This window comes from Arsukibacterium sp. (assembly GCF_033722355.1).
Classification (GTDB): Bacteria; Pseudomonadota; Gammaproteobacteria; order Enterobacterales; family Alteromonadaceae; genus Alishewanella.
The window spans coordinates 1-20,140 of the sequence record NZ_JAWVZF010000037.1; the positions used below are offsets into that span (position 1 = coordinate 1).

Annotated in this window: 19 protein-coding genes; 13 read left to right on the top strand and 6 right to left on the bottom strand. The window is 46.6% G+C overall.

The genetic code is table 11. The features are described 5' to 3' along the window. From R3177_RS05705 to R3177_RS05715, 3 genes are all read left to right on the top strand, one after another. A partial coding sequence (locus R3177_RS05705; RefSeq protein WP_318970076.1) for a rhodanese-like domain-containing protein occupies positions 1-441 on the top strand: 441 nt, incomplete at its 5' end. Positions 442-542: 101 nt separating this feature from the next. Further along, positions 543-1,085 (top strand): cytochrome b, encoded by a 543-nt coding sequence (locus R3177_RS05710; protein WP_318970077.1) that lies wholly within the window; start codon positions 543-545, stop codon positions 1,083-1,085. Between the two features lie 37 nt (positions 1,086-1,122). Beyond that, entirely contained in the window at positions 1,123-1,692 is a 570-nt protein-coding gene (locus tag R3177_RS05715; RefSeq protein ID WP_318970078.1) for a YceI family protein, read from the top strand. A 50-nt stretch (positions 1,693-1,742) separates the two neighbouring features. Here R3177_RS05715 and R3177_RS05720 read toward each other — a convergent pair whose 3' ends face one another. From R3177_RS05720 to ubiG, 5 genes are all read right to left on the bottom strand, one after another. Then, positions 1,743-2,720, bottom strand: coding sequence for a hypothetical protein (locus R3177_RS05720; RefSeq protein ID WP_318970079.1), 978 nt, complete (start codon positions 2,718-2,720; stop codon positions 1,743-1,745). 69 nt (positions 2,721-2,789) lie between these two features. Beyond that, the gene (gene yfaE, locus R3177_RS05725; RefSeq protein WP_318970080.1) at positions 2,790-3,044 is read right to left on the bottom strand and encodes a class I ribonucleotide reductase maintenance protein YfaE; all 255 of its coding nucleotides are present in this window, start codon (positions 3,042-3,044) and stop codon (positions 2,790-2,792) included. 6 nt (positions 3,045-3,050) lie between these two features. Further along, positions 3,051-4,181, bottom strand: coding sequence for a class Ia ribonucleoside-diphosphate reductase subunit beta (nrdB, locus tag R3177_RS05730; protein WP_318970081.1), 1,131 nt, complete (start codon positions 4,179-4,181; stop codon positions 3,051-3,053). 71 nt (positions 4,182-4,252) lie between these two features. After that, positions 4,253-6,538 (bottom strand): class 1a ribonucleoside-diphosphate reductase subunit alpha, encoded by a 2,286-nt coding sequence (gene nrdA, locus R3177_RS05735; RefSeq protein WP_318970082.1) that lies wholly within the window; start codon positions 6,536-6,538, stop codon positions 4,253-4,255. A gap of 379 nt (positions 6,539-6,917) precedes the next feature. After that, positions 6,918-7,634 carry a bifunctional 2-polyprenyl-6-hydroxyphenol methylase/3-demethylubiquinol 3-O-methyltransferase UbiG gene (gene ubiG / locus R3177_RS05740; RefSeq protein ID WP_318970083.1) on the bottom strand — a complete coding sequence of 239 codons (717 nt, stop codon included), beginning with the start codon at positions 7,632-7,634 and terminating at the stop codon, positions 6,918-6,920. A 187-nt stretch (positions 7,635-7,821) separates the two neighbouring features. Here ubiG and gyrA point away from each other — a divergent pair, with 187 nt between their 5' ends. The 10 genes from gyrA to R3177_RS05790 all read left to right on the top strand — a co-directional run bounded on the left by gyrA (position 7,822) and on the right by R3177_RS05790 (position 19,825). Next, a complete protein-coding gene (gene gyrA, locus R3177_RS05745; protein ID WP_318970084.1) occupies positions 7,822-10,470 on the top strand; it encodes a DNA topoisomerase (ATP-hydrolyzing) subunit A in 2,649 nt (882 codons plus the stop codon). Positions 10,471-10,572: 102 nt separating this feature from the next. After that, positions 10,573-11,670, top strand: a complete 1,098-nt coding sequence (gene serC, locus R3177_RS05750; protein WP_318970085.1) for a 3-phosphoserine/phosphohydroxythreonine transaminase — start codon at positions 10,573-10,575, stop codon at positions 11,668-11,670. Next, the gene (gene aroA / locus R3177_RS05755) at positions 11,667-12,947 is read left to right on the top strand and encodes a 3-phosphoshikimate 1-carboxyvinyltransferase (RefSeq protein ID WP_318970086.1); all 1,281 of its coding nucleotides are present in this window, start codon (positions 11,667-11,669) and stop codon (positions 12,945-12,947) included. Before serC ends, aroA begins: the two co-directional genes overlap by 4 nt. Before the next feature lie 148 nt (positions 12,948-13,095). Beyond that, a complete protein-coding gene (gene cmk, locus R3177_RS05760) occupies positions 13,096-13,788 on the top strand; it encodes a (d)CMP kinase (protein WP_318970087.1) in 693 nt (230 codons plus the stop codon). Positions 13,789-13,895: 107 nt separating this feature from the next. Next, a complete protein-coding gene (gene rpsA, locus R3177_RS05765) occupies positions 13,896-15,575 on the top strand; it encodes a 30S ribosomal protein S1 (RefSeq protein ID WP_413229071.1) in 1,680 nt (559 codons plus the stop codon). Positions 15,576-15,637: 62 nt separating this feature from the next. Continuing rightward, positions 15,638-15,922, top strand: a complete 285-nt coding sequence (ihfB, locus tag R3177_RS05770) for an integration host factor subunit beta (protein WP_019674263.1) — start codon at positions 15,638-15,640, stop codon at positions 15,920-15,922. Between the two features lie 37 nt (positions 15,923-15,959). Continuing rightward, positions 15,960-16,202: a LapA family protein gene (locus R3177_RS05775; protein ID WP_318970088.1), complete on the top strand. Its 243-nt coding sequence runs from the start codon at positions 15,960-15,962 to the stop codon at positions 16,200-16,202. A gap of 58 nt (positions 16,203-16,260) precedes the next feature. Beyond that, complete coding sequence (locus tag R3177_RS05780) at positions 16,261-17,337, top strand: N-acetylglucosaminyl transferase (RefSeq protein WP_318970089.1); 1,077 nt, start codon at positions 16,261-16,263, stop codon at positions 17,335-17,337. Between the two features lie 27 nt (positions 17,338-17,364). After that, positions 17,365-18,075, top strand: coding sequence for an orotidine-5'-phosphate decarboxylase (gene pyrF / locus R3177_RS05785; protein ID WP_318970090.1), 711 nt, complete (start codon positions 17,365-17,367; stop codon positions 18,073-18,075). 25 nt (positions 18,076-18,100) lie between these two features. Next, positions 18,101-19,825 carry a potassium/proton antiporter gene (locus R3177_RS05790; RefSeq protein WP_318970091.1) on the top strand — a complete coding sequence of 575 codons (1,725 nt, stop codon included), beginning with the start codon at positions 18,101-18,103 and terminating at the stop codon, positions 19,823-19,825. A gap of 20 nt (positions 19,826-19,845) precedes the next feature. On the opposite strand, the gene R3177_RS05795 is transcribed toward R3177_RS05790, so the two are convergent. After that, positions 19,846-20,140: CIA30 family protein (locus R3177_RS05795; protein ID WP_318970092.1), on the bottom strand; the 295-nt coding region annotated here is incomplete at its 5' end.

Genomic DNA, 20,140 nt, shown 5'->3' on the forward strand with positions numbered 1-20,140 from the left:
GCTGACAACCTGGATAAGAATAAACATAAGAAAGTGGCGATGTTTTGTACCGGTGGTATCCGCTGTGAAAAATCTACCGCTTTTTTAAAAGAGCAGGGTTTTCAAGAGGTTTATCATCTGGACGGCGGTATTTTAAAGTATCTGGAAGAAGTGCCGGCTGAGCAAAGCTTGTGGCAGGGCGAGTGCTTTGTGTTTGATCAACGTGTTGCCGTTAAACACAATCTGGAGCAGGGCAGTTATGATCAGTGTTATGCCTGCCGCATGCCATTGTCGGCTACAGAGATGCAATCCGAACACTATGTCAAAGGGCTCAGTTGTCCTCATTGTTATAACAAAACAACAGCAGAGCAAAAAGCGGCGTTTGCTGAAAGACAAAAGCAGGTTGCCCTGGCCAAAGCCCGCGGCGACAAGCATATCCGGGACGGCAAGCTCGATACTTAGCGATCACCGCGTTAATCATTCTATTAAATAGAAACCTCCGTGTCGTAATTTGCGATTTTAATTCTTTTTAGTTGAGCTATCCTTTGTAACAGGAGGATAGCATGCTCACAAATACCCTGGCCCGTTATGGGCTGATCAGTATCGTGTTTCACTGGCTGGTAGCAGTCAGTGTCATTGTGCTGTTTGTGGTTGGCTACTGGATGGTTGATCTTAACTACTACAGCAGCTGGTACCGTACGGCTCCTTTTTGGCACAAAAGTATCGGTATTTTACTGTTTATTGTGGTGATACTTCGTTTGTGCTGGAAAGCGGTAAACGTGACGCCTGCGCCGGTCAGTTCACATAGCCTGCTTGAACAACGCCTGGCAAAGCTTGCTCATCTGTTCCTCTATTTATTGTTACTGGCAGTTATGCTATCCGGTTACCTTATATCTACCGCTGATGGCCGCGCTATTGCTGTTTTTAACTGGTTTACGCTGCCTGGTGCCGGAGAGCTGTTTACCGGACAAGCCGATATAGCAGGCGTGGTTCATCAATATCTGGCATACAGCTTAATTGCAGTCAGTGCTTTGCACGCTGCTGCCGCACTGAAACACCATTTCATCGATAACGACATTACCCTCAAACGTATGTTTGGACGCTAAGCTCAAGATAAAACTCATCAAAGCAAGGAGTTACAATATGAAGAAAATGATACTCGCCGCCATTGCCACCGCTGGATTTAGCTTTGGTATGCAGGCTGCAGATTACAAAATTGATACAGAAGATGCGCATGCCTTTATTCAATTTAAAATAAGCCATCTGGGTTTCAGCTGGTTGCATGGCCGCTTTAATACCTTTGAAGGCCGGTTCAGTTATGATGCAGATAAGTTGGCAGAGTCAAAAGTCAGTATTGTGATTGACACCAGCAGTGTTGACTCAAACCACGCAGAGCGCGATAAGCATTTGCGTAGTGAAGACTTTTTAAATGTCAGCAAACATCCGCAAGCGTCCTTTAAAAGCACCGGTGTGGTCGCTAATGACGATGGCAGTTTTAATCTGCATGGCGATTTGACGCTTAATGGTATTACCAGAGGTGTGGTTATTGTTGCCCGGAAAATTGGTGAAGGCGCCGATCCATGGGGAGGGTACCGGGCTGGGTTTAGCGGCACCACTTCATTTGAGTTAAAAGATTTTGGTATAAATTACGATTTAGGGCCCGCATCTTCCAGAGTCTATCTCGATCTGAATGTTGAGGGGATCCGACAGTAACACGTTCTGATGTTTTCAACATGACAAAGCAGGCAACTGGCGGCAGGTTGTTACAATGGTGCCGCCAGTTGCAGCTTGATCTTGTCTTTTAAATCCATAAAGTCCTGATCAGCACTGGTTGTATTAGCGATATCGGCAAATAATAATTCGGCACGGGCCTCACTGCCTGCCAGCAAAAATAATTGTACCAGGCGTAATTTAGCCCAGTTAAGCCGGCTTTGATCGGTCTCATTGTAATAACCAATATATTCTGACAGAGCCGTAATTCCCTCTAATACATTACTATTGGTCAGCACTGCCAGACGTCCTACCTGATATAAAGCCCCATAGCGTTGGCTCGGCTTCACACTAAATTTTGCCGTTTCGCTGTAAAGTTGCTGGGCAACCAGATAGGCATTCTGCCTGGCCAGAATACTGGCTTTAACCGCCAACAAATCAGGCTGGTTCGGCCTGGTTGCTAAATGTTTGTCAATAAGTGCCACAGCCTCACTCAGTCGTTCATCCAGTATCAGGATCTGGATCCTGGCCAGTGCACCCTGTAACGGGTTTAGCGCAGCCAGAATTGTCGCCTGTTCAGCAGCGAGCTCAGGGCTGCCACCAGCAGCAGCCGGCGCAGACTGATAAAACGTGATTAGTGCATGCTGAGCAGGATAATTATGGGCATCAGCGGTTACTGCGCGCAGCAGCAATTGCAGCCCGTCGCTGGTACGCTGGCGGGCCTTGAAAATATTACCATCGGCGGCAAGTACAATTTTGTTAATACCGGCAAGGTAAAGTAATTCACTATGTTGTGGATATTCTGTAATGAGCTGATTAAGCAAGGTATTTGCTTCTTCCCGTTGCCGCAGATTAAACATTGCCTGCACATAAAAAGCGGTTAAGTCGGGTTGCTGTATTAATTCAGGTTGTTGGTTAATTTCGGTCACAATTTTCTGATACCGGGCTTGCTCAAACCAGTTACTTAGCTGCTCCACTTCAATTGCGGCGGCAGAAAAGCTGAACATTAAACCGATAAACGCTATCTTCATTAAGACTGGCCCTAAAGCAAAAAAATTACCGGATAAGTGTGCGGTATAACGCGGAAAAATACCAGAGGATCAGGGGATTTCAATTGTAATGTCAGTAACCGGAATGCTACAGCACGGTAAGAACTCGCCCTGGCGGACAAAGGCCAGCGGCTCATGTAAATACTGAATCGTGCCGCTAATCAGTTTGCAACGACAGGCACCACAATAACCTTCCCGGCACTGATAACTGACATCCTGCTGCTGTTGCTCCAGACTATGCAGAAGAGTTGGTTGGCTGCTATCAAAACTGATAGCAGCCTGGCCGGCTATTATAACCAGTGGCATGGCAGTTTATAGATCAAAATCGCCAAATTCCGTGCCATCAACTTCATTATCTATCTGGCCAACCAGATAAGAACTGATTTCAGATTCCTGTGGGGCGACCTGAACGTTATCTGACACCAGCCAGGCGTTAATCCAGGGGATAGGGTTTTGCGTGGTGCTGAAACGGGGTTTTAAACCTATCGCCTGCATTCTGCTGTTGGTAATATATTCCACGTACTGACAAAGAATATCTTTGTTCAGGCCAATCATTGAACCATCTTTGAATAAATATTGGGCCCAATCTTTTTCCTGCTCTGCCGCTTTTTGAAAAATGGCGTACGCCTGATCTTCACATTCCCTGGCTATTTCTGCCATTTGCGGGTCATCGTCTCCCGCGGCCATAATATTTAAGATGTGCTGTGTTCCCGTTAAATGCAGTGCTTCATCCCGGGCAATTAATTTAATGATTTTTGCATTACCTTCCATCAGCTCGCGCTCAGCAAAGGCGAAACTGCAGGCAAAACTGACGTAAAAACGGATTGCCTCCAGCACGTTGACTGACAACATGCAAAGATATAAACGTTTCTTCAGTTCCCGCAGAGAAATACCTATCGTTTGACCATTAATCTGATGCTCGCCTTCGCCACAACGCTGGTACAGATTTATGCCGTCTATCAGGCTATCGTAATAGCGGGTAACGTCATCTGCCCGATCCAGAATTTTGTCATTAAGCATAATGTCGTCAAACACTTTATGCGGTTCAGCGGTAATATTCCGCACGATATGGGTATAACTACGGCTATGGATAGTTTCACTGAATGCCCAGGTTTCAATCCACGTCTCAAGCTCTGGAATGGAAACAATCGGCAGAAACGCCACATTAGGGGAGCGACCTTGCACTGAATCCAGTAATGTCTGGTATTTCAGGTTGCTGAGGAAAATATGTTTCTCATGTTCTGGCAGATTCTGAAAATCGATCCGGTCTTTACTGACATCAATTTCTTCCGGACGCCAGAAGAAGCTCAGCTGTTTTTCAATTAACTTTTCGAATATCGGATATTTTTGCTGATCATAACGTGACACATTGACAGCATTACCAAAGAACATCGGCTCTTTCAGTTGATTATTAATTTCACGATTGAATGTGGTATACGCCATTGCTGTAACTATCCTGATTAAAAACCTGTTATTACTACGCTGTGCTTTAGCACAGCGATGACTGATCCGGGTTAAATTTTGCAGGCGCCGCCAGCGCAGCCGTCGTCTTCCTGCTCAGGTTTAATATCTTCCTGCATATCAGCAGCACCATCGCGGGTATTATGGTAATACATGGTTTTCACGCCCAGCTTATATGCAGTCAGCAGGTCTTTTAATAACAGCTTCATCGGTACCCGGCCGCCGTCATATTTGTTCGGGTCATAATTAGTGTTAGCTGAGATAGTCTGGTCGACAAACTTCTGCATTATCGCTACCAGGCTCAGATAACCATCATTAGACGGAATGTCCCATAGCAGTTCGTACTGATGTTTTAACCGCTCATATTCAGGTACTACTTGCTTAAGGATCCCGTCTTTACTGGCTTTCACACTGATATGACCGCGCGGGGGTTCAATACCATTGGTTGCATTAGAAATTTGTGATGATGTCTCTGATGGCATCAGGGCAGATAAAGTTGAATTACGCAGACCAAACTGCAAAATATCTTTACGTAATTGTTCCCAATTCAGTTGCAGCGGCTCAGCACAAACTTTATCCAGATCTTTTTTATAGCTGTCGATAGGTAAGATACCTTCAGCATAGGTGGTTTCGTTAAATTTAGGGCAGGGACCTTGCTCCTGAGCCAGTTTGTTTGATGCTTTTAATAAATAGTACTGTATCGCCTCAAACGTTCTGTGAGTCAGGCCATTGGCCGAACCATCAGAATACTTAACGCCATTTTTTGCCAGATAGTACGCATAGTTAATGACGCCGACACCAAGCGTACGGCGACTGATGGAGGCATGATAGGCAGCAGGGATGGGATAGTCCTGATAATCCAGCAGGCTATCGAGCGAGCGTACCGCAAGCTCTGCCAGCTCTTCGAGTTCATCCAGCTCGGTTATTGCGCCAAGATTAAACGCTGACAAGGTACACAGCGCTATTTCACCGTTGGGGTCATTAACGTGCTCAAGCGGTTTAGTTGGCAGAGCAATTTCCAGACACAGGTTACTCTGGCGCACCGGGGCTAGTTTTGGGTTAAATGGGCTGTGCGTATTGCAATGATCGACATTCTGTAAATAGATACGACCGGTGCTGGCACGCTCCTGCATAAACAGGGTAAACAGCTCTAACGCTTTAATCCGCTTTTTCCGGATACTGCTGTCAGCTTCGTATTTGACATACAGCTTGTCAAATTGCTCCTGATCCTGGAAGAATGCATCATACAAGCCCGGCACGTCTGACGGGCTGAACAGGGTGATATAGTCGTCTTTTATCAGTCGGGTATACATCAGACGGTTAAACTGTACCCCATAATCTAAGTGGCGCACCCGGTTTTCTTCAACGCCTCGGTTATTTTTCAGTACCAACAGGGATTCCACTTCCAAATGCCACAATGGGAAAAATAAGGTCGCCGCACCACCGCGCACCCCTCCCTGGGAGCAGCTTTTAACCGCTGTCTGAAAGTGCTTATAGAATGGAATACAACCGGTATGAAAGGCTTCGCCATTGCGGATAGGACTACCCAGCGCGCGAATGCGACCTGCATTGATGCCGATACCGGCACGCTGCGACACGTATTTTACAATGGCACTGGACGTCGCGTTAATAGAATCCAGACTGTCACCGCACTCGATCAACACGCAGGAGCTGAATTGCCGGGTAGGGGTGCGAACACCAGACATTATCGGGGTGGGCAGTGACAATTTAAAAGTCGATGTGGCATCGTAAAACCGGCGGACGAAGTCTAACCGGGTATTTTTGGGATAATTAGCGAACAGACACGCGGCCACCAGAATATATAAAAATTGTGCACTTTCATAGATTTCACCGCTTACCCGGTTTTGTACCAGATATTTGCCTTCCAGCTGTTTTACTGCAGCATAACTAAAATTTAAATCACGGCTGTGATCGATATAACCGTTGATAGTTTCCAGTTCTTCCCGGCTGTAATCAGCCAGAATATGCTGATCATAACGCTTGGCCTCAACCATTTTAACCAGATGATCATATAGATGAGGCGGTTCAAACTGACCATAAGCTTTCTTACGCAAATGGAAAACGGCCAGGCGGGCAGCCAGATACTGGTAATCCGGACTGTCTTTTGAAATCAGATCAGCAGCAGCCTTAATGATGGTTTCATGGATATCTGCCGACTTAATGCCATCGTAAAACTGAATATGTGATTTCAGTTCAACCTGAGAGACTGACACATTATGTAAGCCCTCAGCAGCCCAGGTAATGACCCGGTGAATTTTATCCAAATCAAGGGGTTCACGGCGTCCGTCACGTTTGGTGACAAAGAGTTTTTGCGTCATCGCTGAAGAGTTCCGTTTCAATAGTTATTATTAGCTGACAGCCCGTTCGCGCACGGCCTATTATAAATACCTGTTTGCTGGCGTTTTGCACAACATATAGGTGTAAATTAAAAACTGATCACAAGATAGTGTGGATTGGGCGCTTTTGCAAGGGTGCTGGCTGTCGAAAAAAAAAGCGCTAAGACGACCTGTTAGTAGCTACTAACCTGTTATCGCTTGTCATAGAAAAAGCATAACTGAAGCAAGCTTTTTCTTAGTTATAAAATTATTTGTTCTAAGCAGCCGCTTTTAAGTGCAACTGGCTATTTGGCAGACACGGGTACCAGTAAAAAAACAACAGCCTGGTACCTTAGTTTTATCACTACCAACGGGTACTGTATCAGAACTCAGCTGACTTACGGGCAACCACGAAATAATTGACATCTAAACCAGGACCGGTTTTAAAACTGTTGGTCAGCGGATTAAAATGCAGACCGGTAGCGTCGACCAGCTCCAGACCAGCTTGTTCAATATCTCGCATCAACTGCGATGGCCGGATAAATTTACTGAATTGATGGGTGCCCTTAGGAACCAGGCGCAGAATATATTCAGCGCCAACAATTGCCATCACATACGCCTTAACTGTTTTATTAATCGTGGAGAAAAACAGTAAGCCGCCGGGTTTGGCTAAATCCGCACAGGCCTTTACCACTGATGCCGGGTCAGGGACATGTTCCAGCATTTCCATGCAGGTTACGATATCAAAGGACGCAGGCTGACTGGCAGCAAAGTGTTCTGCCGTTTGCTGGCTATAATTCAGCTTAACTCCGGATTCCAGAGCATGCAGCCTTGCCACAGCCAGCGCGTCTTCTGCCATGTCGATTCCGGTAACATCAGCACCGCTTCGGGCCAGACTCTCTGCCAGAATACCGCCGCCGCAGCCAACATCTATTATCGCTTTACCAAAAACACCACCGGCGATATCGCTGATATAGGCAAGTCGGGTAGGGTTTAACAGATGCAAAGGTTTAAATTCTCCATCCTGATCCCACCAGCGGCTGGCTATATCGTTAAATTTCGCAATTTCAGCTGGATCAATATTTGTGTTTTGTGTCATGGTTCAGGCCTTAAAATTTTTTGCCATTATAAAGCCTTGATCTGTTTCAGCAAATAGCGGACAGCTTTGGGCATGCATAACAGGCATGGCAACTGCCATTTTATGTGGTAGAATCCTGCGTTGTCTCGCGCTCTATAACATCGAAAAAAGCGAGTTATCTATCTGATTTAAGGGAAATTAGCGTTTTATGACAGATCTGGCCAAAGAAATAGTTCCGATTAATATCGAAGAGGAATTAAAAAACTCCTACCTCGATTACGCCATGAGCGTAATTGTTGGCCGGGCTTTACCCGATGTAAGGGACGGTTTAAAGCCTGTTCACCGTCGCGTTCTGTTTGCCATGAAGGAATTGGGCAACGACTGGAACAAAGCTTATAAAAAGTCTGCCCGGGTGGTGGGTGATGTTATCGGTAAATACCACCCGCATGGTGATAGTGCGGTATACGACACTATTGTCCGGATGGCTCAGCCGTTTTCGTTACGTTATATGCTGGTTGATGGTCAGGGTAACTTCGGGTCTATTGATGGTGATTCTGCCGCAGCAATGCGTTATACCGAAGTCAGAATGGCCCGGATTGCACATGAGTTGTTGGCCGATCTGGATAAAGAAACTGTGGATTTTGTGCCGAACTATGATGGCACCGAGCAAATACCCGCTGTATTACCGACCAAAATCCCTAACCTGTTAATAAATGGTTCATCCGGTATTGCCGTTGGTATGGCCACTAATATACCGCCGCATAACCTGAATGAAGTGATTGATGGCTGTCTGGCGCTGATAGCCAATCCGGATATTGAGTTGCATGAGCTGATGCAGCTTATTCCAGGGCCGGATTTCCCGACGGCAGCGATTATTAATGGTCGTAAAGGTATCGAAGAAGCGTACCGTACCGGTCGGGGCAAGGTTTATATCCGCAGTAAAACCTGTATTGAAACAGATGAGAAAACCGGTCGCGAGACCATTATCGTTAATGAATTACCATATCAGGTCAATAAAGCACGCTTAATAGAAAAAATTGCTGAGCTGGTGAAAGAAAAGCGGATTGAAGGTATTTCTGCGCTGCGTGATGAGTCAGATAAAGACGGTATGCGTATCGTCATTGAACTTAAGCGTGGTGAATCGTCAGATGTGATGCTTAATCAGTTATATTCCAACACCCAGATGCAGACCGTGTTTGGTATTAACATGGTGGCGCTGGATGATGGCCAGCCTAAATTGCTAAGCTTAAAACAAATGCTGGAATGCTTCATTTTACACCGGCGTGAAGTGGTTACCCGTCGCACTGTGTACGACTTACGCAAAGCCCGGGACCGTGCTCATATCCTGGAAGGCCTGGCCATTGCACTGGCTAACATCGATGAAATTATCGAACTGATTAAAACGTCAGCCAGCCCGGCAGAAGCCAAGGTTGGTTTAGTTGAGCGCGGTTGGCAGTTAGGTGATGTCAGTGCAATGCTGGAGCGCTCAGGTAAAGACGCTGCACGGCCAGAATGGTTGGAAGCGCATTTTGGTATTCGTGATAATCTGTATTTCTTAACAGAACAACAAGCACAGGCTATTCTGGATTTACGACTGCATAAGCTGACTGGCTTAGAACATGAAAAAATTCTGGACGAATATAAGCAGCTGTTAGAGCTGATTGCAGAATTACTGCATATTCTGGCAAGTCCGCAACGCTTAATGGAAGTTATCTGTGAAGAGTTAGAAGCCGCTAAAGCGCAGTATGGTGATGCCCGCCGCACTGATATTCAGGACAATATGCTGGATATCAATATGGAAGATTTAATTACTGAAGAGGATGTGGTCGTTACCTTGTCGCATCTTGGCTATGCTAAATATCAGCCATTATCTGATTACGAAGCACAGCGCCGTGGCGGTAAGGGTAAGGCGGCAACCACCGTTAAAGATGAAGACTTTGTCGATAAGCTGCTGGTTGCCAGTACTCATGACACTATTTTATGTTTCTCTAACCGTGGCCGGCTGTACTGGATGAAAGTTTATCAGTTGCCACTGGCCAGCCGCACGGCCCGGGGCAAGCCAATCGTTAACCTGTTGCCGCTGGAGCAGGGTGAACGGATTAACGCAATTCTGCCGGTTCGTGAATACGAGGAAGGTAAATATGTGTTTATGGCAACCGCTAACGGTACAGTGAAGAAAACCGCACTGACCGATTACTCACGGCCGCGGGCCAACGGCATTATTGCTGTTAACCTGAATGAAGGCGATCATCTGATTGGTGTTGGCATTACTGATGGCAGCAACGAGATTATGCTCTTCTCTGATGACGGCAAAGTGGTACGCTTTACTGAAGATCAGGTGCGTGGTATGGGACGTACCGCTACCGGTGTGCGTGGTATTCGCTTACGTGAGGGCGGCTCGGTCGTTTCGCTGATTATTCCAAATGGCGATGGCGCCGTACTGACAGTCACTGAGAATGGTTACGGTAAACGCACTGCCTTAACTGAGTATCCGGCAAAGAGCCGGGCAACTCAGGGCGTAGTGTCAATTAAAGTATCAGAGCGTAATGGTCTGGTTGTTGGCGCGGTGCAGGTGAGTGAAACCGATGAAATTATGATGATTTCTAACCGAGGTACCCTTGTGCGCACCCGGGTTAAGGAAGTATCTGAAGTCGGTCGTAATACCCAGGGTGTTATTCTGATCCGAACCCAGGATCAGGAAAAAGTGGTGGGTGTTGCCAAAGTTGACGAGATACAGGAACAGGATTTACCTGCAGATAGTGATGAAAGCGCAGCGGTAACCCAGTTGAATACACAAGCTGCAGGCCCTGATCTGCAGGATAGCCAGTTGGCTCAGGATAGTGACACTGAGCAGTGATAAATAAAAAACGGGCGCATCTGCGCTCGTTTTTTTTTAGCAGATTTATTCAATTTAAACTGACATTAGTAATGCGTAACCGCGATATTTGAGAGCCTAACCATGACCACCTTTAATTTTTGTGCCGGTCCGGCCATGTTACCCGCGGCTGTGATGCAGCAGGCACAGCAGGAATTTATCAACTGGCAGCAACAGGGTTGCTCTGTGATGGAAATCAGCCATCGCAGCAAACCGTTTATTCAGGTTGCTGCAGAGGCAGAGCAAGACCTGCGCGACCTGCTGACTATTCCTGCTCATTACAAAGTACTGTTTATGCATGGTGGCGGCCGGGGGCAGTTCTCTGCAGTACCGCTGAATCTGTTTAATGCAGCTGTTAATAACCATACAAATGCGGCGGACTATATTGTATCCGGTGCCTGGTCTAAAGCGGCAGTGGAGGAAGGGCATAAATACGGCAGCTTAAATGTTCTGGATATCCGACAGAAAACTGACGATAACCTGCGAAGTATTATTGATCCTGGCAACTGGCAACTTAACAGTGATGCGGCCTTTATCCATTGTTGTCCGAATGAAACAGTCGATGGCGTCGAATTTACCAGTCTGCCTGAGACTAAGGTACCGATTGTTGCTGATTTATCCTCGACCATTTTATCGCGGCCGATTGACGTCAGCCGCTACGGAGTGATTTATGCCGGTGCACAGAAAAATATTGGCCCCTCAGGGTTAACACTGGCAATTGTCCGGGAAGACTTATTGCCTCAGGCCAGTTCAGCCATTCCTGCGGTGCTCGACTACCGGTTGGCTGCCGAGAATGACAGCATGTTTAATACACCGCCGACTTTCGCCTGGTATCTGGCTGGCCTGGTGTTTAAATGGTTAAAACAACAGGGTGGCGTTACGGAAATGGCAACGCGTAACCAGGTTAAGGCCAGCTTACTTTATGATTACATTGATAAAAGTGATTTTTACAGTAATGATGTCGCCAAACCTTATCGCTCCTGGATGAATGTGCCTTTTTTCCTAGCCGACGAGCGGTTAAATGACACCTTCGTTGATCAGGCCCAGCTGCATGGCTTACTGGCGCTAAAAGGACACCGGATGGTTGGTGGTATGCGCGCCAGCATTTATAACGCAATGCCATTAACAGGGGTGCAAACACTGATAAGTTTTATGCAGGAATTTGAACGGGTAAACGGATGAAGACGTTAACTTTAAAGCCGATTGCCGGCGTGGCCGGTACGATACACTTACCGGGCTCGAAAAGTATTTCCAATCGGGTGCTGCTATTAGCTGCGCTTGCCAGCGGCACCACCCGAATCAGTAATTTGCTTGACAGTGATGATATCCGTCACATGCTAAACGCCTTAGCAGCTTTGGGCGTCAGTTACCGGTTGTCAGCGTGTCGAACCCGCTGCGAGGTCGACGGGCTTGGTCGTTTATTTGAGCATACTGAGCCGTTAACCCTGTTTCTCGGTAATGCCGGCACTGCCATGCGGCCTCTGACGGCTGCACTCGCCGCCTCCGCAATCGACGTCACCTTGACCGGTGAGCCCCGAATGGCCGAACGGCCGATTGGTCATCTGGTCGATGCCCTCAGACAGTTAGGCGCTGATATCCGTTATCTTGATAATGACGGTTTTCCGCCGCTGCAAATTAAGGGACAGACATTACAGGGCAGACGACTACAAATTGATGGCAGTATTTCCAGTCAGTTCCTGACAGCAGTATTAATGGTGGCACCATTACTTGACGGACGCACAGAGATTGAGATAGTCGGCGATTTGGTGTCGAAACCCTACATTGATATTACGCTGGCATTAATGCAGCGTTTTGGTGTGACAGTCTGCAATGACAATTACAAGCGATTTACTGTTATTGGTGCTGAGCAATATCACTCGCCCGGAGATTGGTTAGTTGAAGGTGATGCATCGTCAGCGTCTTATTTTCTTGCAGCGGCGGCAATAAAAGGCGGTAGCATTAAAGTGACAGGCATTGGCAGACATGCGGTGCAGGGTGATATTCACTTTGCCGGTGCACTGGAGGCGATGGGGGCTGATGTGGAATGGGGTGACGACTACATTATGGTAACGCGTAACAGATTGATTGGTATTGATCGCGATTACAACGCCATACCCGATGCGGCAATGACTATTGCTACTACGGCATTATTTGCTGAAGGACAGACTGTTATCCGCAATGTTTATAACTGGCGGGTGAAAGAGACTGACCGGTTAGCAGCAATGGCTAACGAGCTTCGTAAGGTAGGGGCTGACGTAGAAGAGGGCCGTGATTATCTGAAAATAACTCCGCCGCCGCAATTAAGACATGCCAGTATTGCTACCTACAATGACCATCGGATGGCAATGTGCTTTTCATTGGTAGCGCTGAGTGATACACCGGTCACTATTGAAGACCCTGACTGCACGGCAAAGACATTTCCTGGCTACTTTGAGCTGTTCCAGAGTTTACAGGTATAAATCCCATTTCAACGATGCAGCCCAGTCTCCTGACTGGGCTGACCTGCGCATCTTTATCGTAACTAAACACAGCTTTTGTCACAGAAACCTGTATAATATGGCGGTTTTAAAATTTGACTTAGCAAATTAATGGGCTTTAGGAGGTAGGATGCCGCAACATGCACCAGTAATTACCATAGACGGACCAGGAGGCTCAGGTAAAGGCACCTTAAGTCGTTTACTGGCTCAGAAGTTAGGATGGCAATTACTTGACAGTGGCGCTATCTACCGGGTTCTGGCTCTGGCAGCCATGCATCATCAGATTGCTGCGGATGATGAAGAAGCATTACAACCACTGGCCGCGCACCTGGATGTGCAGTTCACAGCTGATGAGCAGGGAAATACCCGGGTAACGCTGGAAGGTGAAAATGTCTCTCATACGATCCGTACCCAGCAAGTTGCTGATGAAGCATCAAAAATTGCCTCGTTGCCACGGGTTAGGGAAGCATTGTTACGGCGGCAGAGAGCATTTGCCGAGTTACCCGGCTTAGTAGCAGATGGTCGTGATATGGGTACTGTGGTATTTCCACAGGCAGAAGTTAAAATATTTTTAACTGCGGACCCTGCAGAACGCGCTAACCGTAGATATTTAGAGTTGAAACAAAAGGGGCTGGATGTTAACATCGGCGACCTTTTGAACGAAATCCAGGTTCGTGATGAGCGAGATATGAACCGGGCAACGGCGCCGTTAAAGCCCGCTGCTGACGCCTATATACTGGATTCAACCAATAAATCCATTGAACAAGTGTTGGAAGAGGTTCTTAATCATATCAACAGCAAGTCGCTGCTGAACGCAGGTTAAATACCACAACCGCATTTTGGACAGCTGGCAACAAGGAGTGTTGCCGGTAAACTTAGCAACCCCATAACGCATGATGCGAAGTGGAGCACTTAACTGAAAAAGTGACTATGACTGAAAATTTTGCACAATTATTTGAGGAAAGCCTCAAGACCATCGAAACCCGCCCGGGTGCCATTGTTAAAGGTACCGTTGTTGCTGTTCTGAAAGACGTTGTTATGGTTGACGCCGGTCTTAAATCAGAAGCAGCTATTCCGGTTGAGCAGTTCAAATCACTGAACGGTGAAATCGAGGTTAGCGTTGGTGATATCATCGACGTAGCGTTAGACGCTATTGAAGATGGTTTCGGTGAGACCTTATTATCTCGTGAAAAAGCTAAGCGCCATGAAGCCTGGGTTCGCCTGGAAAAAGCTTGCGAAGATAAAGAAACTGTTATCGGTGTTATTACCGGTAAAGTTAAAGGTGGTTTTACGGTTGAAGTCGACGGTATTCGTGCCTTCCTGCCAGGTTCATTAGTTGATGTCCGTCCGGTACGCGACACCCTGCACCTGGAAAACAAAGAACTTGAATTCAAAGTTATCAAGCTTGATCAGAAGCGTAACAACGTGGTGGTTTCACGTCGTGCAGTGATTGAGTCTGAAAGCAGCCAGGAACGTGATCAGCTGTTAGAAACTTTAGAAGAAGGCATGGAAGTTAAAGGTATCGTTAAGAACCTGACTGACTACGGTGCGTTCGTAGACTTAGGTGGCGTAGACGGCTTACTGCATATCACTGATATGGCATGGAAGCGCGTTAAACACCCAAGCGAAATCGTTAACGTGGGTGACGAAATTCCAGTTAAAGTACTGAAATTCGACCGCGAGAAGCAGCGCGTATCATTAGGCCTGAAACAAATGGGTGAAGATCCATGGGCAGCTATTGCCTCACGTTACCCAGAAGGTGCCCGCATTACTGGTCGCGTAACCAATTTAACTGACTACGGCTGCTTCGTTGAAATCGAAGAAGGTGTGGAAGGCCTGGTTCACGTGTCTGAAATGGACTGGACCAACAAAAACATTCACCCATCTAAAGTGGTTAACTTAGGTGACACCGTTGAAGTTATGGTACTGGAAATTGACGAAGAACGTCGTCGTATTTCATTAGGCCTGAAACAGTGTAAAGCTAATCCTTGGGAAGAGTTTGCCAAAGGCTTCAATAAAAATGATCGCGTAAGCGGTAAGATCAAGTCAATCACTGACTTTGGTATCTTCATTGGCTTAGATGGCGGCATAGATGGTCTGGTTCACTTGTCTGACATCAGCTGGAACGCTACCGGTGAAGAAGCAGTACGTGAGTTCAAGAAAGGCGACGAAGTACACGCCGTTGTGTTACAAGTTGACCCTGAGCGTGAGCGTATTTCTTTAGGTATCAAACAACTGGATGAAGATCCATTCAATGGTTACCTTGCTGACAACAAAAAAGGTGCTATCGTTAAAGGTGAAGTTACTGCCGTTGACGCAAAAGGCGCTACTGTGATGTTAGAAGGTGGTGTTGAGGGTTACATCCGGGTATCTGACATTGCGCGTGAGCGGATTGAAGATGCATCATCGGTACTGAAAGTAGGCGAAGAAGTTGAAGCTCGTTTAATGGGTGTTGATCGCAAAAACCGCGTAATCAGCCTGTCAATCAAAGCGAAATTCGAAGCTGAAGAAAAAGAAGCTATGGAGACCGTTAATACCAAGCAGCAAGAAGCTGACTTTGGTGGTAACGCTATGGCCGAAGCATTTAAAGCTGCTCAAAAGCAGGATTAATTGCTGGCGAAGCAGGGGGCAGTTGCCCCTTGCTTTATCATTTGGGTTTTGCAGGAGGGTCTATGACCAAGTCTGAATTGATTGAAAAATTAGCAACCGATTTCCCGCATATTCAAGTCAAGGATGTCGAAGCATCTGTCAAAGAAATTCTGGAACAGATGGCCCAGTCACTTTCATCTAATGAACGCATAGAGATCCGCGGTTTTGGCAGTTTTTCACTGCATTATCGTGCTCCGAGGATTGGTCGCAATCCTAAAACCGGTGATAAAGTTGAATTAGACGGTAAATATGTACCGCACTTTAAACCAGGTAAAGAGTTACGCGATCGGGTAAAAGATAATACCTGATCCTTAATCAGGTCAATTGCAGTACACGGAGAGTCTTTTGAGCAGATTACTGTATCTGATACTGATTATTGCTTTTCTGATTGTAGGTTTCGTCTTTGGCGCAATTAACCAGCAACTGACAGATGTGCATTTTCTGATAGTTAAACTGCAGTTACGGGTAGTCGATGTCGCCATTATTTTCCTGATTACCGGCGTATTGCTGGGACTTCTGATTGCAGCCTGGTTAAGTATGACCCGCCGCACCAAAAACTGGTTTAAACCCACCGCTGAGAAAACCTGACTTTATGTTGGAACTGCTATTTCTGTTACTGCCTGTTGCCGCTGCTTACGGCTGGTTTATGGGTAAAAATAGCGTAAAACATACCGAGTTAAAAGACAGGGCCAGTGTTACCCGCAACCTTTCTTCTGGTCTAAATTTTTTGTTAACAGATCAGGAAGATAAAGCAATCGAGCAGTTACTTGAACTGCTGGATATCGAAGCTGCTACTATCGAAACCTATCTGGCGCTGGCTAATTTGTTCCGGCGCAAAGGGGACTGGGACAAAGCAATTCGTATTCATGAAAAATTACATCAGCTGAAACTGGCAAAACCACAGGCCCAGCAAATACAGTATGAGCTGGCAAAAGATTACTTTTCTGCCGGTTTGTATGACAGAGCGGAAAGTCTGGCCACCCCATTAGTTAACACCACACGCTGGCGTGAACCGGCACTGAAACAGTTATTCAGTATTTTTACTGCCAGCCATGACTGGCATAAAGCGTTGGCGCTTGAAAATGAAGTTAGTAATAGTCAGTCACGGTCATTAAAAATTGCGCTGGCTAATATGGCTGTTGAAGCGATGCAGGATAAGCCGGATATTAAACGGCTGCAACAGTTGGTAGACAGTAACCCATTGGCTATCCGCCCGCGTTTTGCTCAGGCACAGTTTTATCTGGCAAAAGAGCAGGGCGATCAGGCAAAAATTCCGCTACTGAGTATCATCAAACAGAAACCACAGTGGAGCGCTGAGGTGCTGCCGCTATTACAACGATGTCAATTCAGCGGTGATCAGTGGTATCAGTTACTTAGTCAACTGGCAAATAAACAACATAATGTTACGGCCAGTGGTTTGCTGGCTGACTGGCTGGCGGAGCATGGTTCAGCCAAAGCTGCTGAACAATTTTTACTGGATAAACTGCAACAGCAACCCAGTATCCGTCTATTTCAGAAATTATTACAGGTGCGGCAGCATCAATCTTCCGCAGCAGCACAAGCTTTGTTATCTGTAGAAGAGCTGGTGCAGGCCTACCTGGCTAATAAAGTGTTATATAGTTGCCGCAATTGCGGTTTTAAAACCCGTCAGCAATACTGGTTATGTCCTTCCTGTCAGCAGTGGGAAACTGTGGAGCCCATTACCGGTATTGATGGCCGTTAGAATATTTGCTGTATAAAAGGAATATCGATGTCTTGTCACACTCCTGTTGTCGTTGCGCTTGATTACGCCAACCAGACTGAAGCACTTAATTTAGTAGCACAACTTGATCCGGCACTGTGCCGCTTAAAAGTCGGCAAAGAAATGTTTACTCATTTCGGTCCGGCTTTTGTTAAAGAACTTCAGCAACGGCATTTTGAAGTATTTCTTGACTTGAAGTTCCATGATATTCCGAATACGGTAGCCAAAGCGGTACAAGCTGCGGCGGATCTGGGGGTATGGATGGTGAATGTCCATGCCAGTGGCGGCAGCAAAATGATGACTGCCGCGCGGGAAGCGATTGCGCGCTATGGTATTAATAAGCCAAAGCTTATCGCTGTCACCGTACTAACCAGTATGGAGCAAAGTGATTTAGCAGAACTCGGCATATCGCTAACTCCGGCGCAACAGGTGGTAAAACTGGCCGGACTGGCAGCAGCAAGCGGTTTAGATGGTGTGGTATGTTCAGCCCAGGAAGCAGTTGAATTAAAACAGCAATTTGGTGAACATTTTCAATTAGTTACCCCCGGCATACGTCCTGCAAGCAGCAGTGCAGATGATCAGAAGCGTATTATGACCCCAGCTGCAGCAGTACAAGCAGGGGTCGATTACCTGGTGGTTGGCCGGCCCATTACCCAGGCTACATCACCATTGGTGGCACTTCAGGCCGTGGTAAACGAAATCATCAACGCCAGAAGCTAAACTTGATAATGAACAGGAGGTTTTTTTGGATGCGATAAACCTCTCTATTTTAATTGGTGGCTTATTATTTTTCGTCAGTATCATTGCTACGCTGATATCAGCGCGGCTTGGCGCGCCTATGTTACTGATATTTTTAGTCATTGGCATGATTGCCGGTGAAGACGGTATTGTTGGCATTCTATTTGATGATCCTGAAACCGCATTTCTGATAGGCTCTATAGCGCTAGTCATTATTCTGTTTGACGGCGGAATGCGGACTCACCCGGAACGCTTCAGGGTGGCTCTGGCGCCGGCGTCGATGCTGGCCACCGTAGGTGTTGTAATTACCTGTGGGGTAGTGGGGGTTTCTGCTGCTTATCTGCTTGAACTTTCAGTTGTTGAGGGGCTGCTGCTGGGCGCCATTTTAAGTTCTACCGATGCGGCAGCGGTGTTTTCGATATTTCAGTCTCAACGTCTCAGAATTAAACAGCGGGTAGCGTCTACTCTGGAAATAGAGTCTGGCAGTAACGACCCGATGGCTGTTATGCTGACGCTGACGCTGGTTAGTGTGTTAGCCCAGAATGCTAAACTGGACTGGCTGATTTTAGTGTCATTTTTACAGCAGGCGGTGGTTGGCGGTGCCATGGGTTATGGTGCCGGGCGAGTATTCGTTTTTTTATGCCGAAAACTGCCGCTGAGTTTTGCATTTTTCCCGTTACTTGCAGTCGCCAGCAGTATTTTTATTTATGCTATTACCAATAGTTTTGGCGGTAGTGGTTTTCTGGCGGTTTACCTGATGGGCTATCTGGTTGGTAATGCCAGGTTGCCGCAAATTATTCATATTCTCAGAATGCATGATGGCTTGGCATGGATAAGTCAGATCAGTATGTTTCTGATGCTGGGTTTACTGGTGGTACCCACTAATTTAAAAGAACATTTAACTGATGCGTTAATACTGGCCGCGATTCTGATTTTTGTTGCCAGACCTTTGGCGGTGCTGTTAAGTTTAATTCCTTTTCGATTTCCTATTAAAGACCAAATATTTATTAGCTGGGTAGGGTTGCGCGGCGCCGTACCGATTATTCTGGCATTGTTTCCATGGCTGGCCGGTGTACCAAATGAGCACTTATATTTCGATGTGGCTTTTGTTGTGGTTATTGTGTCATTGGTATTGCAGGGCTGGACCCTGGTACCGGTAGCCCGCTGGTTAAAACTGGAAGTGCCTGGCGAATTAGAGCCTGATCAGGCAATGCCACTTGATGCAATACCCAGCAAAGATGTCATGGAAGTATTGGCATTTAAGGTTGAGGAACAGTCACCTATTCGTGGTGTCTGCTGGCACGATTTAAAATTCAGCGTCGCCGTACAATTTCTTGGTATTATCCGCGATGGTGAGTGGCAGTTACCGGATAAAGAACCGGTCTTTAACACTCGGGATACGGTAATGGTGTTGGCCAAACTGAAAGATGTGAGAAAAATCAGTGAAGTACTGGCCAGTGAAGCAGACACGTCTGGCTTGAGTAACAGTAATTTCTTTGGCGATTTTGTCTTAAACGGTGACGTCAGCCTGGCCGATTTAGATGCCTTTTATACCATCAATATGGCGGATCAGAACAAGCAGCAAAGTTTGTCATCCTATATCAGTGAGCGTTTTCACCGCCGGGTGGTTATTGGTGATCAGGTAAGGCTTGATCAGTTGGTGCTTACCGTTCGGGAACTGGATGAAAGCGGCCTGATAACTCAGGTTGGTATTAAGGCGGTAGAACCGTGAACTGCAACACCTGATGTTGTTTATATTGTTTGTGCTGAAGATAAGCTGATGGAGTACAACACGATACTAAAGGGCCCATTATGCTGGTCTGCGAGCATCACGCTGATGTGACTGACATCAGACAGGTTCAGTGCTGGCAGATTGTTTAATGACCGACCACGATAGCGACCAGAAAAGTCGGCCAGCTCAAAATAGTAACTTTGCTGATCTTTAACACTGATAAAATCGGCAACATAAGCCACACCGCGCGGTATCAGCGGCGTTTTTAACCTCAACTGATATTGTCTGCCGTCAGCAGCCATATTTAACTTAATA

Coding starts and splice junctions, on each gene's coding strand:
- R3177_RS05710 (WP_318970077.1), top strand. CDS start 543: ATGCTCACAAATACCCTGGCCCGTTATGGGCTGATCAGTATCGTGTTT.
- R3177_RS05715 (WP_318970078.1), top strand. CDS start 1,123: ATGAAGAAAATGATACTCGCCGCCATTGCCACCGCTGGATTTAGCTTT.
- R3177_RS05720 (WP_318970079.1), bottom strand. CDS start 2,720: ATGAAGATAGCGTTTATCGGTTTAATGTTCAGCTTTTCTGCCGCCGCA.
- yfaE (WP_318970080.1), bottom strand. CDS start 3,044: ATGCCACTGGTTATAATAGCCGGCCAGGCTGCTATCAGTTTTGATAGC.
- nrdB (WP_318970081.1), bottom strand. CDS start 4,181: ATGGCGTATACCACATTCAATCGTGAAATTAATAATCAACTGAAAGAG.
- nrdA (WP_318970082.1), bottom strand. CDS start 6,538: ATGACGCAAAAACTCTTTGTCACCAAACGTGACGGACGCCGTGAACCC.
- ubiG (WP_318970083.1), bottom strand. CDS start 7,634: ATGACACAAAACACAAATATTGATCCAGCTGAAATTGCGAAATTTAAC.
- gyrA (WP_318970084.1), top strand. CDS start 7,822: ATGACAGATCTGGCCAAAGAAATAGTTCCGATTAATATCGAAGAGGAA.
- serC (WP_318970085.1), top strand. CDS start 10,573: ATGACCACCTTTAATTTTTGTGCCGGTCCGGCCATGTTACCCGCGGCT.
- aroA (WP_318970086.1), top strand. CDS start 11,667: ATGAAGACGTTAACTTTAAAGCCGATTGCCGGCGTGGCCGGTACGATA.
- cmk (WP_318970087.1), top strand. CDS start 13,096: ATGCCGCAACATGCACCAGTAATTACCATAGACGGACCAGGAGGCTCA.
- rpsA (WP_413229071.1), top strand. CDS start 13,896: ATGACTGAAAATTTTGCACAATTATTTGAGGAAAGCCTCAAGACCATC.
- ihfB (WP_019674263.1), top strand. CDS start 15,638: ATGACCAAGTCTGAATTGATTGAAAAATTAGCAACCGATTTCCCGCAT.
- R3177_RS05780 (WP_318970089.1), top strand. CDS start 16,261: ATGGGTAAAAATAGCGTAAAACATACCGAGTTAAAAGACAGGGCCAGT.
- pyrF (WP_318970090.1), top strand. CDS start 17,365: ATGTCTTGTCACACTCCTGTTGTCGTTGCGCTTGATTACGCCAACCAG.